The organism is Edaphosphingomonas fennica (assembly GCF_003034225.1).
Classification (GTDB): domain Bacteria; phylum Pseudomonadota; class Alphaproteobacteria; order Sphingomonadales; family Sphingomonadaceae; genus Sphingomonas_E; species Sphingomonas_E fennica.
The window spans coordinates 165,329-178,996 of sequence record NZ_PHHF01000018.1; the positions used below are offsets into that span (position 1 = coordinate 165,329).

Genomic DNA, 13,668 nt, shown 5'->3' on the forward strand with positions numbered 1-13,668 from the left:
CTCCAAGGATGGCGGCCGATGGCCAGCGAATTCGGCACCGCCCCTAGCATGGCTTCCCCCGCGCTACAAACCGGGCGGGGGCGATTGTGGAGCATGGGGATCGGCCGCGCTTTCCCGGCGCTGGAAGTGGGCCTGGACAGGGAGCGGGACCAGCTTTTCCTGTGGCTTCCGGTGGCGCTGGGTGCGGGAATCACGGCCTGGTTCCTGTCGCCGGGGAGCAGGCAATGGATCGCCTTCGTGCTGGCGGCGCTGGGAGGCGGCCTCGCCTGCGCGCTCCTGCCGGGCGGCACCCGCGCCCGGCGGATCGGCATCATCGGCGGCCTTGCCCTCGCCGCGGGATGCGCGCTGATCTGGTGGCGGGCGGAACATGTGGCCGCGCCCCGGCTCGAAAGGCCGGTGGTCGCGGCGTTCACGGCGCGGGTCATTGCGATCGATCAGCTGGCGGCGCGCGATATCGTGCGGCTGACGCTCGCATCGCCGAGCGACCGGGAGCTGCCGCCCCGGATTCGCGTCAATGTCGCCGCCGCCGATCTGGCCGGGGACGTCCTTCCGGGAAGCCGTGTCGCCTTGCGGGCCAGGCTGATGCCGCCGCCGCCGCCGGCAGTGCCCGGCGCCTATGATTTCGCGCGGGTCGCGTGGTTTCAGGGGCTGGGGGCGACGGGGCGGGCGCTGGGGCCGGTGGAACGGGTGGGCGATACGGTGCCGCGAGGCTTCTGGCAGACGTTGATGGCGTGGCGCGGGGGGCTTTCCGCCCATGTTCAGGCCCAAGTGGCGGGAAGCGCGGGCGGCATTGCCGCGGCGCTCGCCACCGGCGACCAGGGCGGCATCGCCGAGGCGGATGCCGATGCCATGCGCCGATCGGGCCTTGCGCACCTGCTTTCGATCAGCGGCCTGCATGTGACGGCGATGATCGGCGCGACCATGTGGATCATGCTGCGGCTGCTGGCGTTGAGCCCCGCGCTGGCGCTGCGCGCGCCCTTGCCGCTGATCGCGGCCGGCGGCGGCGCGCTGGCGGGCATCGCCTATACGCTGCTGGCCGGGGCCGAGGTGCCCACCGTCCGTTCCTGCGTGGCGGCGCTGCTGGTGCTGGTGGGGATCGCGATGGGGCGCGATGCCATCACGCTGCGGCTGGTGGCCGCCGGCGCGATCACCGTCCTGCTCCTCTGGCCGGAGGCGCTGGCGGGGCCGAGCTTCCAGCTGAGCTTCGCCGCCGTCACCGCCATCATCGCCCTCCACGAACATCCCCGGGTGCGCGCCTTCCTGTCGCGGCGGGACGAGGGGATATTGGCGGGGTGGGGACGATCGCTGGCGGGGCTGCTGCTGACCGGCCTCGTGGTCGAGGCGGCGCTCGCGCCGATCGCGCTCTTCCATTTCCATCAGGCGGGCCTCTACGGCGCCTTCGCCAATATCATCGCGATCCCGCTCACCACCTTCATCGTCATGCCGCTGGAGGCGTTGGCGCTGATCGCCGATCTGGGCGGGCTGGGCGCGCCCTTATGGTGGCTGGCGGGCAAGGCGCTGGCATTGCTGCTGGCCATCGCCCATGCCGCCGGATCGGCGCCGGGGGCCGTGAAGATGCTGCCGTCCATGCCGGGCGGCGCCTTTGCGCTGATGATCGCGGGCGGCCTGTGGATCGCGCTGTGGCGCACGCGCATGCGGTGGATCGGCCTCGCGCCGCTGGCGGCCGGCGCGGCCTGGGCGCTGGCCACGCCCGCGCCCGACCTCATCGTCACGGGAGACGGGCGGCATCTGGCGCTGCGCGATCCGGATGGCGGCCGGCTGGCGCTGCTGCGCCCCCGCGCGGGGGATTATGTCCGCGATCTGCTGGGGGAGGCGGCCGGCGTGGACGAAGCCGGGATTGCCATCGACGATTGGCCGGGTGCCCGCTGCGGACCCGATCTGTGCGCCGTCACGATCGACCGCAACGGCCGGCGATGGGCCTTGCTCGCCACCCGATCACCCAATTTCGTCGACATCGCGGCGATGAACCGGGCCTGCGCCACGGCGGATATCGTCGTCAGCGACCGGCGCCTGCCCCGAAGCTGCCGTCCGCGCTGGCTGAAGATCGATCGGCCCTTCCTCTCCCGGACCGGCGGTGTCGCCATCGACCTCGCGCGCGGCCATATCCGTTCGGTCGAGGCCGGGCGGCGGGGCAAGCCATGGGCCGAATCCGCCGCGGCCCCTTATCGAAACCCAATACCGGCCGAGCGCCGAGCGAGCGGCCCCGCAGCCGTGGCTTCGGGCAATCAGTAGCGACGGATCAGCCCGGCCAGCCGGCCCTGCACGCGGACCTGGTTGGGGCGATAGCGCATCGGATCATAAGCGCGGTTCGCCGGATCGAGGCGGACCATCGCGCCTTCGCGGCGGAAATATTTGAGCGTCGCCTCGCTGTCGTCGATCAGCGCCACGACGATCTCCCCGTCGCGGGCCACATCGGTGCGGCGGATCAGCGCGAAGTCGCCGTCCAATATGCCGGCCTCGACCATCGAATCCCCGGAAACCTCGAGCGCATAATGCTCGCCCGGCCCCAGCAGGGCGGCCGGCACCGAAAGCGACGTCTGCCCTTCCAGCGCCTCGATCGGCAGGCCGGCGGCGATGCGCCCGTGTAGCGGCAGCTCGATCACGTCGTTCGCCGCTTCCGGCAAGATCTGCGCGGCGGGCTTCAGCATCGCCGGCCGCGAGGGCGCGGCCTGCGGCGCGGGCTTCGCGTTCGGCGCCCGTTCCGGCATGCGCAGCACCTCCAGCGCGCGCGCGCGATTGGGCAGGCGGCGGATGAAGCTCCGTTCCTCGAGCGCGCTGATCAGGCGATGCACGCCGGATTTGGACTTCAGGTCCAGCGCGTCCTTCATCTCCTCGAACGAAGGCGAAACCCCCGTTTCGGCCAGCCGATCATGAATGAAGCAGAGCAGTTCATGTTGCTTGCGCGTCAGCATGGCGGACCCCGATAAGGAACGAACGGGGAACGTGTAGGAAACGTAACGCTTCCTGTCAAGCGATGGTAAGTATCCTGGCAATATCGCCGACATGCGCGGGCGGCGCATAAGCGGGGCGGACGATCAGCAGGTCCGCATCGGCCAGCCCCGACAGGCCGGCGCTGTCCTGCACGGGCAGCGCCCTTGCCCGCGCGCCCGCACGGCATCCGCGCAGGAATTCCATGCGATTGCCGGTGGCGGGCAGGGGGCCGGCGAGGCGCATGGCCACGGCGCGATCGAACGGATCGGCCGCCCCGCCGAGGTGCCGGATCAGCGGCAGCAGGAACAGCCGCGCCGTCACATAAGCGGAAACCGGATTGCCGGGCAGGCCCAGCACGATGCCGTCGCCCAGGCGGCCGGCCATCAGCGGCTTGCCCGGCTTTACCGCGATCCGCCAGAAATCGATCGCGGCCCCCGCGGCGATAAGCGCGGGCCGCACGAAATCGCGATCGCCCACCGATGCGCCGCCGGTGGTGACGATGATATCGGCATGGCGGGCGGCGGCGATGGCGGCGGCCGTGGCATCGGGATCGTCGGGGACGATGCCATGATCTTCCACCTCGGCCGGCACGCTGGCGGCGATCAAGGCGGCCAGCATCGGCGCGTTGGAGGAGGGCAATTGCGATCCCGATGTGGGCGCGCCCGGCGGAACAAGCTCGTCCCCGGTGGATATCAGCGCCACGCGCGGCCGGCGGCGGACGGGAAGCGCGCCATGGCCGGCGGCGGCGGCGAGCCCGATGGCGGCCGGGGACGCCCGCCCGCCGCGATGGAGGAGGATGGCGCCTTCGCCGAAATCGGCGCCTTTCCGGCGTATATGGGCACCGGCATGCGGCGGGCCTTCGCCGTTCAGCGCCATCCGGTCGCCCTCGCGCGCGGCCTCTTCCTGCACGAGGACGGTATCGGCGCCCGTGGGGATCGGCGCGCCGGTGAAGATGCGCGCCGCCTCGCCGGCCTGGATCGCGAAGCCGGGCAGCGATCCCGCCGCGCTTTCCCCGACCACGCGCCAGGGGCCGGGCATGTCGGCGAAGCGGATCGCATATCCGTCCATGATCGAAAGATCGGCGGCGGGCTGGGTGCGCCGCGCCGCCACGTCCCGCGCGATCCAGCGGCCGGCGGCCTGATCGAGCGGCGCCAGTTCCCCGGCGAGCGGGGCCGCCAGCGCCAGCAGCCGCCTTTGGGCCTCGGCAAGGGGGATGAGGCCGGCCGCCATCGCTATTTCGCGGCCCAGTCCCCGGATCGCCCGCCCGATTTGGCGAGCAGCCGGACGCCTTCGATCCGCATCTCGCGATCGAGCGCCTTGGCCATGTCGTAGATGGTGAGGAGCGAGACGGAGACGGCGGTCAGCGCCTCCATCTCCACGCCGGTCCGGTCGGTGGTGCGGGTGGTGGCGGTGGCGGTCACGCCGTCGTCATGCACCTCAAGCTCCACAACCACGCCGCTGATCGGCAGGGGGTGGCACAGGGGAATGAGATCGCTGGTGCGCTTGGCCGCCATGATGCCGGCGATACGGGCGACGGCCAGCACATCGCCCTTGGCGACGGCGCCGTCGCGGATCGCGCGCGCGGCCTCGGCGGTCATCACGATCCGGCCGGTGGCGGTGGCCACGCGCCCCGTCACCGCCTTGGCGGAGACATCCACCATGCGAGCGGCGCCGGCCGCATCGATATGGGTGAGGCGCGTATCGCTCATTGCCCGGTCAGGAGCTTGCGCGTCGCGGCTTCCACGTCCGGCTGCCGCATCAGCGATTCCCCGACGAGGAAGCAGCCGACGCCATGTTCGGCCATCGCGTCCAGATCGGCCTTCGTGCCGAGCCCGCTTTCCGCGACGAAAGTGCAGCCGGCGGGCGCGCGGGCCGCCAGTTCATAGGTCCGCGCGAAATCCACGGTGAAATCCCGGAGATCGCGGTTGTTCACCCCGATCAGCCGCGATTCCAGCCGCAGTGCCCGATCGAGTTCGGCGGCATCGTGCACCTCGACCAGCGCGTCCATGCCATGATCGATGGCGGCGGCCTCGATCTCGGCCATCTGGCCGTCATCGAGGGCGGCGACGATGATCAGGATCGCATCCGCGCCCAGCGCGCGCGCTTCCGCCACCTGCCAGGGATCGACCATGAAATCCTTGCGCAGCACCGGCAGCCCGCAGGCCGCCCGCGCGGCCACCAGATAGCTGTCATGCCCCTGGAAATAGGGCTCGTCGGTCAGCACGGAGAGGCAGGCAGCCCCGCCTGCCTCATAGGCACGCGCATGGGCCGGCGGATCGAAATCGGCGCGGATCAGGCCCTTGGACGGGCTTGCTTTCTTGATCTCCGCGATCAGCCCGAAGCCGCCTGCGGCAACCCTGGCGTCCAGCGCCTTGCGGAAACCGCGCGGGGCCGGCTGTGCGGCGGCGCGGGCCTCGATGTCCGCCAGCGGGGTGGCGGCCTTGCGACGGGCGACTTCGGCCCGCTTGGTATCGCAGATTTCGATCAGCTTGTTGGTCATGACAGGCATTCCCTAACGGCATTCGGCCGGGATCGGGAACGCCTTTTTCCGGGGAGGCGGAAAAGCCCTGCTTTAGAAAGCGATCCAGCGATCCAGCAGGGCCGCCGCCCGGCCGCGATCGATCGCCTCGGCAGCGATCGCCACGCCGTCCCGAAGGTCGCTGGCCTGGCCGGCGACGATCAGCGCGGCCGCCGCGTTCAGCAGCACCGCATCGCGATAGGCGCCGGGCTCGCCTGCCAGCAGGCGGCGGAGCGCGGCGGCATTGTAGGCGGCGTCGCCGCCGCGCAGCGCCTCCAGCGGATGGCGGGCGAGCCCGGCATCCTCGGGCGCCAGCCGCAGCGTCTCGTCCCCGCAGGCGCCGATGCGGATCGCGCTGCTGGGTCCGGCGATCGAAAGCTCGTCCAGCGGCTCGTCGCCCGCCACCATCATCGCCGATTCGGTGCCGATCAGGCGCAGCGCCTCGGCATAGACCGGCAGATAATCCGGCCGCGCCACGCCGATCAGCTGGCGGCCCACCCGCGCGGGATTGGCGATGGGGCCGATCAGGTTGAAGATGGTCCGCCGGCCGATCGCGCGCCGCACGGCGGCCAGATGGCGCAGCGCGGGATGGTGGATCTGGGCGAAAAGGAAGGCGATGCCCAGTTCCGCAAGGCTCGCTTCGGCGGCGGCGGATGCGCGATCGAGATCGAGGCCCAGCGCCTCAAGCGTATCGGACGATCCGGCCTTGGACGATGCCGCCCGGTTGCCGTGCTTGGCCACCGGCACGCCGCAGGCCGCGACGACGATGGCGACGGCGGTGGACACGTTCAGGCTGTGCGAGCCATCGCCGCCGGTGCCGCATACGTCGATGGCGCCGGCGGGCGCGGCGACCGGGATCATCCGTTCGCGCAGCGCCATGGCGGCGGCCGCGATCTCGACGCTGGTTTCGTCGCGCTCGGCCATCACGGTCAGGAAAGTGCGGGCGGCATCGTCGGAAATTTTGCCGTCCAGCATGTCCGAAAAGGCGGCGAAGGCGGTCGCGTGGTCGAGCGGCCGGTCCGCCTCCGGCAGCAGGATCGTCGTCGTCATGCCGGCAGCCGGGCGTCGATGCCGGCAAGGCGCAGGAAATTGGCGATCAGATCATGGCCATGTTCGGTGGCGATGCTCTCGGGGTGGAACTGCACCCCATGGATCGGCAGCTCGCGATGGCGGAAGCCCATCACCGTGCCGTCCGCCGTGCGGGCGTTCACCACCAGATCGGCGGGAATATCCTCCACCACCAGCGAATGATAGCGGGTGGCGGTGAAGGGGGATGGAAGGCCGGCGAAGACGCCGCTGCCATCATGTTCCACCGCGCTCGTCTTGCCGTGCATCAGCTCCGGCGCGCGCGTTACCCTGCCGCCGAAATGCTGGCCGATCGACTGGTGGCCCAGGCACACGCCGAGCAGCGGCTTGCCGGCCGCGGCGCAGGCCCCGACCAGCTCCAGCGATATGCCGGCTTCGTTGGGCGTGCACGGGCCGGGCGAGATCAGGAAGCCGGTCGCGCCGCTTGACATCGCCTGGCCGACGCCGATGGCGTCGTTGCGGACGACCTCCACCTCGGCCCCAAGTTCGCGCAGATAATGCACGAGGTTCCAGGTGAAGCTGTCATAATTGTCGATGACGAGGATCATGGCCCCGCCGCTTTAGGCAGGCCGGCGCGGTTGGGGAAGGGCTTTGTGCCCGCCCTCGCGCTTCAGGCCGCGGTGGCCTGCATCAGCGCATAGCCGCCGAGCGCGATGGCGCTGCCGGTGGAGACGCCCACCAGCAGCCATCCGCAGAGCTGCACCATGCGGGGATTGGGGCGATCGGCCTTGCGGTTGCGGCTCGCGCTCGACAGCACGAAGCTCGTCAGCAATCCATAGGTCAACGCCGCAACTTCCACCATTACTCTTACCCGCCCAGCTCTTCGCACCTGCAAAATCGCGGGCCTCCGGCTAAGGAATGGTTAACGTCGAGGCAAGCGGACTATTGGCCGAACCCCGCATCTCCGGCACGGCTCATCGCCTCGCGCGCGGCGGCGATCAGCGCGCCGGATTTCGCCTCGCACTCGCGCTGCTCATAAGCGGGGTCGCTGTCGGCGACGATGCCGGCGCCGGCCTGCACGTGCATCACGCCATCCTTCACCACGGCGGTGCGCAGCACGATGCAGCTGTCCATCGATCCATCGGGCGAGAAATAGCCGACGCCGCCGGCATAGGCGCCGCGCGTCTCCGGCTCCAGCTCGGCGATGATCTCGCACGCGCGGACCTTGGGCGCGCCGGATACGGTGCCGGCCGGGAAGCCCGCGAACAGCGCGTCCAGCGCATCCTTGTCGGGCGCGAGCCGGCCGACGACGTTGGAGACGATGTGCATGACGTGGCTGTATTTTTCGATGGTGTAGCTGTCCGTCACCGTCACGCTGCCGGCTTCGGCCACCCGGCCGACATCGTTGCGGCCAAGGTCCAGCAGCATCAGATGCTCGGCGCGTTCCTTGGGATCGGCCAGCAGCGAATCGCGGTTGGCGGCATCTTCCGCCGCCGTTCGCCCGCGTGGACGGGTGCCGGCGATCGGCCGGATCGTGACCTCGCCGGCGCGGGCGCGCACCAGTATCTCCGGGCTGGAGCCGATGATAGCGAAGCCCGGCATGTCGAGGAAATAGAGGAAAGGCGAAGGGTTGATCCGCCGCAGCGCGCGGTAGAGATCGAAGGGCGGCAGCGGGAAGGGCGTGGAGAAACGCTGCGCCAGCACCACCTGAAAGATGTCGCCGGCGGCGATATAGTCCTTCGCGCGCAGCACCATGTCGCGATAGCGCTCGGGCGCGACGGCCGGCTGCGGCGCGACTTCGGGCAGATCGGCGGGCACGGCCGCGCGCGGCGGCAGCGCGGCGGCGAGGCGCGCGGCGGCGGTTTCGATCCGTTCGACCGCGCCGGCGACGGCGGCATCGCCGTCCAGCCCCGAATCGGGCCAGAGCGGCGCGATCAGGAACAGTTCGTCCGCCAGCCGATCGAACACCAGCACCAGCGTCGGCCGCACGAACAGCATGTCCGGCAGATCGAGCGGGTTGGCCGGCGGGCGGGGCAGCTTTTCCACCAGCCCGACCGTTTCATAGGCGAAATAGCCGACAAGGCAGGCGAGGGCGGAAGGCAGGCCTTCGGGCACGTCCATCCGGCAGGCGGCGACCAGCGCGCGCATCGCGGTGAGCGTGTCCTCTGCGCAGGGCTCGAAGGCGTCGCGGTCCGCCAGCCACCGCCGGTTGATCGCGGCCCTGGTGCCTTCGGCGCGGAACACCAGGTCGGGCGCGAGGCCGAGCAGCGTATAGCGCCCCCGCGCCGCGCCGCCTTCCACGGATTCCAGCAGGAAATCGCCCCGGCCCGGCTCGATCAGCTTGAGCGCGGCGGCGATCGGCGTGTCGACGTCGGCGATCTGCCGCCGCCAGACCAGCGCGGGCCGCCCCGCGCGAAGGCTGGCCGCGGCGGCCCGGTCGGCGGCCTGATGGTCGCCGGCTCCCCTGTCGCCCGCCGGGTTCACTGGCCCTGGCCGCCCAGTTCAGCCTTGAGGGTGGCGATCGCCTGATCGTTGCGCTTCACGCCCACGTCGCGCGAGGCGGCGGCGATGAACTGCCGGGCATATTCCTCGCTGGCGATGCGGCGGAACTGATCGCGCAGCGAATTGACGAGCGCGGGCTCGTTGCGCGCGTCGCCGGGCACGATCTCGCCGAGCTGGACCAGGAACCAGCCCGCATCGTTGGGGGCCGCGATCAGCCGGATCTCGCCTTTCTTCATGCCGAACATCAGCTTGAGCGGGGGCGGAGCGGGGCGGTCGTTGCGCAGCAGCTCGATCTGCCGCGCACCGGCCTTGGCGGGGGCGGGCAGCTTGATCGGGGCCTGCGCGATGGCGTCCGCCAGCGGCGTGCCGGCCTTGGCCTTGGCGAGGATCGCATCGGCGATGGCGCGGGCCTGCTTGGCGGTGCGATCGGCGCGCACGGCGGCGGCGACCTCGTCGCGCACCTTGTCCAGCGGGGCCGGCGCGGCGGGCACGACCTGCGAAACCGCGACGAGCGCATAACGCTGGCCGGCGCCGATCGTCTCGACGACGGGATCGTCGTCCGTGCCCATCTGGTTGGCGGAACGCAGCAGCAGCGGCAGCTCGGGCGGCGCCTTCCATTCGGGCTGGTCGGGCGCGCGGCCGTCGGAGAGGAGGGCCGGCGTGGTGACGATGGCGAGCTTCCGCTCCTTCGCCAGATCGTCGAAGCTCGCGCCGTCGGCGATCGCATCCTCGATCGCGCCCACCATCGTGCTCAGCGCCTCGTCGCGCTTCTGCCTGGCGAGCGATTCGGCGATCTCGCCGCGCACGGCGGCGAGCGGCCGTTCGGCCTTGGCGTTCACCGCATCGACCTTGACGACATACCAGCCGAGATCCGCCTTGATCGGGCCGACCACGCCGCCCTGCGCGGCCGCGAACACGGCGTCGGCCACGGCGGCGGACGCATTTTCGGCCAGCTTCGCCCTGGCGATGTCGGTCGTGATCGCCTCGCCCCCGGCCTGGCGGGCGGCATCGGCGATGGCGGTGCCGGCCTTCACCTTGGCAACGAGATCCGCGGCGGCCTTCTGGTCGGGCAGGATCACCTGCGCGATCGATCGCGTCTCGCTGGCGCCGTAGGTCGCGGCATTGGCCTTGTAGAAGGCGTCGATCTCCGCATCGGTCGGCGCGGCGGGCGCCGCCACGTCATTCTCGCCGAACAGGGCGTAACGGATCACGCGGCGCTCGGGCACGGTGAAGCGGCCGATATTCGCCTTGTAGAAAGCCTCGATCTCGGCGGGCGTCGGCGCCGGGCCGGCCGGGATCGCGGCGGAAGGCACGATGCCGATCAGGCCGGAACGCTGTTCCAGCAGCAGCGAGGCGTTGGGCAGGATCAGCCCTTCGGGCATGCGGATGCCGCTGTCGATGGGCGAGAGCAGCTGGTTGCGGATCAACTGCCCGGCGATATCCGCGCGCAACTGGCGCTCGCTGATCTTCGCCTGGGCCAGCGCCGCCTGCATGGCGCCGCGATCGAACCGGCCGGTAAGGCCGAAGAAGGCCGGCGTGCTGGCGATCTCGCCATCGATCAGGCGATCGCTGGCGGAAATGCCCTGCTTGCGGCCCCAGGCTTCCAGCGCGGTGAAGGAAATCAGCTGGTCGATCACCTGATCCACTCCGCCCTGCGCGGTGAAGGCGGCCATGCTGAGTTCGGGATTTTCGCGCTGCGCCTGCTTCAGCGCCAGATCGGTGCGCTGGCGGGCCTCGTTCGCGCTCAGCTTCCGGCCGCTGATCGTCGCGATCTGGGTGCCGCCGGAACTGCGGCCGTTGATCCAGCTCGGATCGATGCTCGTCACCGCAAAGGCGATCAGCACCAGCGCGAACAGCGCCAGTGCGGGCCAGGAAGTCAGTGCGCGACGGAAGAAGGAAATCATCTCTGGTCCCGGGGCCATTGCCGAAGATGCCCGCCATAGAGGCGCGGGCTTGCGCCATCAAGCGGCGGGGCGCTACGGGCAGCGCGGTTTATGTGGATGAGAGGGGATGGCGATGGCGCTGCGCAAGCTGGTGGCGGGCAACTGGAAGATGAACGGATCGCTGGCCGCGCTGGCGGAGCTTGATGCGATCGCGGCCGCCGCTGCCGCCCATCCGGGGCTGGACGTGGCGATCTGCCCGCCTTTCCCGCTGATCCAGGCCGCCGTCCAGCGCCAGCCCGCGCTCGCGATCGGCGCGCAGGATTGCCACACCGGCACCAGCGGCGCGCATACCGGCGATGTCGCCGCCGCGCTGATCGCCGATGTCGGCGGCCGATATGCGATCGTCGGCCATAGCGAGCGCCGCGCCGACCATGGCGAGGATGACGCGCTGGTCCGCGCCAAGGCCGAGGCCGCGATCGCCGCCGGGCTCGTCGCCATCGTCTGCGTGGGCGAAACGGAGGCCGAGCGCGATGCCGGCCGGGCCGTCGCCGTCGTCGAAGGCCAGCTCGACGGGTCCGTGCCCCCGGCCGGCACGGGGGCCACGCTGGTCGTGGCCTATGAGCCGGTCTGGGCGATCGGCACCGGCCGCACGCCTTCGGCCGGCGATGTCGGCGAGATGCACGGCGCCATCCGCGCCCGCCTGCAGACGCTGCTGGGCGGGGAGGGGGCGAAGGTCCGCATCCTTTATGGCGGTTCGGTGAAGCCCGCCAATGCGGCCGAGCTGATGGCGGTCGCCGATGTCGACGGCGCGCTGGTGGGCGGCGCCAGCCTGACCGCCGAGCAGTTCGTGCCGATCATCGCCGGGGCCGCCGGCTGATCGGGCCTCGGCTCTCGGGCTTCGACATCGCCTCGACATTGGCCGGAATATCGGCCTGAACATTGGCGGCCCATGGGCGTTGTCGTCGGGGTCGTCATCAGGAAGGTCGGCGCCCATGTTCCATAATGGAACAAATTTGGCGCAGACTCCCAATGGCTTATGTGGCCACCTGCGGGCACTGTCACCCGCAGGCGGCTCGTTTTCGTAAAATTCCGGCGCCTGGCATCCTGTATCGTCGCGTTTCGTAACATAATGGGAAGAGTTACGGCGAGGGGAGCCGATGCTCGATCTGTTTCGACCGTTCTTCGATGGCAGCTACGCACCGCACGGCTATTGCCTCCTCTGGCAGCCGGAGCTGATCTGGACGCATGTGATCGCCGATGCGCTGATCGCGCTGGCCTATTTCTCCATCCCCCTCGTCCTCATATCTTTCGTGCGGCGGCGTAACGACATCGTCTTCGGCAAGGTATTCTGGCTGTTCGCGCTGTTCATCACGGCTTGCGGCCTCACCCATGTGATGGCGATCTGGACGCTCTGGGACAGCGTCTACGGGCTGGAGGCGATCGTGAAGGTGGTGACGGCGGGCGCCTCCGTCGCCACGGCGGCGACATTGTGGCCGCTATTGCCCAAGGCGCTGGCCCTGCCTTCGCCGGCCGCGCTCCGGGCCGCCAATGCGGAGCTTGCGGCCACCATATCGGAACGCGACGCGGCCCTCGCCCGGATGCGGGAGGAGATGGCCCAGCGCGAGCAGGCCGAGGCCGCGCTGCTCCAGTCCCGCAAGCTGGAGGCGCTGGGCATGTTGAGCGGCGGCATAGCGCATGATTTCAACAACCTGCTCCAGGCGGTGGGCGGGAATCTCGAACTGATCGAGCGACGCTCCACCGAGCCGGATCGCGTCCAGCGCTGGAGCCGCAACGCGCACAAGGCGGTGCAGCACGGCAAGGCGCTCACCAGCCAGATGCTGGCCTTTTCGCGGGTGCAGAAGCTGGTGATGGCCACCGTGTCCGTGGCCGCCGTGCTCGATAATGTGTCCGAGCTGCTGAAAGGCTCGATCGGCCCGTCCAACCGGCTGGAGATCGTGCCGATCGACGAGGACCTCGCAGTCGCCACGGACAAGGCCCAGCTCGAGCTGGCGATCCTCAACCTCGTCATCAACGCGCGCGACGCCATGCCGAAGGGCGGCACCATCGCCATATCGGCGGAAGGCCGCACAGGCGATGTCCATGCCGATCTGCCGGTCGGCGACTATGTCGAGATCAGCGTCCGCGACAACGGCGTCGGCATGTTGCCGGAGGTGCTGGAACGCGCGCTGGAGCCCTTCTTCACCACCAAGGTCGTGGGCGAGGGGGCGGGCCTCGGCCTCAGCATGGTCTTCGGCGTCGCCCGCCAATCGGGCGGGACCGTCCAGCTCGATTCGACGCCGGGCGCGGGCACCACCGTCAGCCTGATCCTGCCGCGCGTGCCGATGCGCGCGGTCGGGGAGGAGGAGGGGAATGTGGCCGAAACGGTGGCGGAGGGCGGACGCTCGCTCGCCGGCCGCAGCATCCTGCTGATCGACGACGATGACGGCGTTCGCGAAACGCTTGTCGAGGCGCTGTCCGAAGCCGAGGCGAAGGTTGTCAGCGCATCATCGGGCGATGTCGGGCTGCAGCATCTCCGCCGGATGCGGCCCGATCTCCTGGTCGTCGATTTCGCCATGCCCGGCCTCAGCGGCGCGGAGGTGGCGTCCCTGGCGCGGGCGACCCATGCGGGATTGCCGGTGCTGATCGTCACCGGCCACGCCCGCACGGCGGAAGTGGATGCCATTGCCGGCCCGCGGGTGACGGTGCTGCAAAAGCCGTTCAGTGCGGACACGCTGATCCGCACGGCCAACAGCATGATCGCGGAAAGCCGGCGGGACTGATCCCGCC

12 protein-coding genes are annotated in these 13,668 nt (G+C 70.3%); 3 read left to right on the forward strand and 9 right to left on the reverse strand.

Annotated features, from left to right (window positions below; translation table 11 throughout):
* Positions 1-93 precede the first annotated feature (93 nt).
* Complete coding sequence (locus tag CV103_RS04235) at positions 94-2,253, forward strand: ComEC/Rec2 family competence protein (RefSeq protein WP_107394053.1); 2,160 nt, start codon at positions 94-96, stop codon at positions 2,251-2,253.
* On the opposite strand, the gene lexA is transcribed toward CV103_RS04235, so the two are convergent.
* The 9 genes from lexA to CV103_RS04280 all read right to left on the reverse strand — a co-directional run bounded on the left by lexA (position 2,247) and on the right by CV103_RS04280 (position 10,902).
* Entirely contained in the window at positions 2,247-2,933 is a 687-nt protein-coding gene (gene lexA / locus CV103_RS04240) for a transcriptional repressor LexA (RefSeq protein WP_015457298.1), read from the reverse strand. The genes CV103_RS04235 and lexA overlap by 7 nt on opposite strands.
* 55 nt (positions 2,934-2,988) lie before the next feature.
* A complete protein-coding gene (locus CV103_RS04245) occupies positions 2,989-4,182 on the reverse strand; it encodes a molybdopterin molybdotransferase MoeA (protein ID WP_107394054.1) in 1,194 nt (397 codons plus the stop codon).
* Between the two features lie 2 nt (positions 4,183-4,184).
* Positions 4,185-4,661, reverse strand: coding sequence for a cyclic pyranopterin monophosphate synthase MoaC (gene moaC, locus CV103_RS04250; RefSeq protein ID WP_107394055.1), 477 nt, complete (start codon positions 4,659-4,661; stop codon positions 4,185-4,187).
* Complete coding sequence (trpC, locus tag CV103_RS04255; RefSeq protein WP_070934195.1) at positions 4,658-5,452, reverse strand: indole-3-glycerol phosphate synthase TrpC; 795 nt, start codon at positions 5,450-5,452, stop codon at positions 4,658-4,660. The genes moaC and trpC overlap by 4 nt, the downstream gene beginning before the upstream one ends.
* Before the next feature lie 72 nt (positions 5,453-5,524).
* A complete protein-coding gene (trpD, locus tag CV103_RS04260) occupies positions 5,525-6,520 on the reverse strand; it encodes an anthranilate phosphoribosyltransferase (protein ID WP_107394056.1) in 996 nt (331 codons plus the stop codon).
* On the reverse strand, positions 6,517-7,104 hold the full coding sequence (locus tag CV103_RS04265) for an anthranilate synthase component II (RefSeq protein ID WP_015457293.1): 588 nt from the start codon (positions 7,102-7,104) through the stop codon (positions 6,517-6,519). Before CV103_RS04265 ends, trpD begins: the two co-directional genes overlap by 4 nt.
* Before the next feature lie 62 nt (positions 7,105-7,166).
* The gene (locus CV103_RS04270; RefSeq protein ID WP_107394057.1) at positions 7,167-7,358 is read right to left on the reverse strand and encodes a hypothetical protein; all 192 of its coding nucleotides are present in this window, start codon (positions 7,356-7,358) and stop codon (positions 7,167-7,169) included.
* A gap of 80 nt (positions 7,359-7,438) precedes the next feature.
* Positions 7,439-8,980, reverse strand: coding sequence for an anthranilate synthase component I (gene trpE / locus CV103_RS04275; protein ID WP_107394058.1), 1,542 nt, complete (start codon positions 8,978-8,980; stop codon positions 7,439-7,441).
* The gene (locus CV103_RS04280; protein WP_107394059.1) at positions 8,977-10,902 is read right to left on the reverse strand and encodes a peptidyl-prolyl cis-trans isomerase; all 1,926 of its coding nucleotides are present in this window, start codon (positions 10,900-10,902) and stop codon (positions 8,977-8,979) included. Before CV103_RS04280 ends, trpE begins: the two co-directional genes overlap by 4 nt.
* A 112-nt stretch (positions 10,903-11,014) precedes the next feature.
* Between CV103_RS04280 and tpiA the strand changes: the two genes are divergently transcribed.
* Positions 11,015-11,758, forward strand: coding sequence for a triose-phosphate isomerase (gene tpiA, locus CV103_RS04285; protein ID WP_070935880.1), 744 nt, complete (start codon positions 11,015-11,017; stop codon positions 11,756-11,758).
* Between the two features lie 280 nt (positions 11,759-12,038).
* Positions 12,039-13,661: an ATP-binding protein gene (locus CV103_RS04290; RefSeq protein WP_070934190.1), complete on the forward strand. Its 1,623-nt coding sequence runs from the start codon at positions 12,039-12,041 to the stop codon at positions 13,659-13,661.
* The last annotated feature ends 7 nt before the right edge of the window (positions 13,662-13,668 follow it).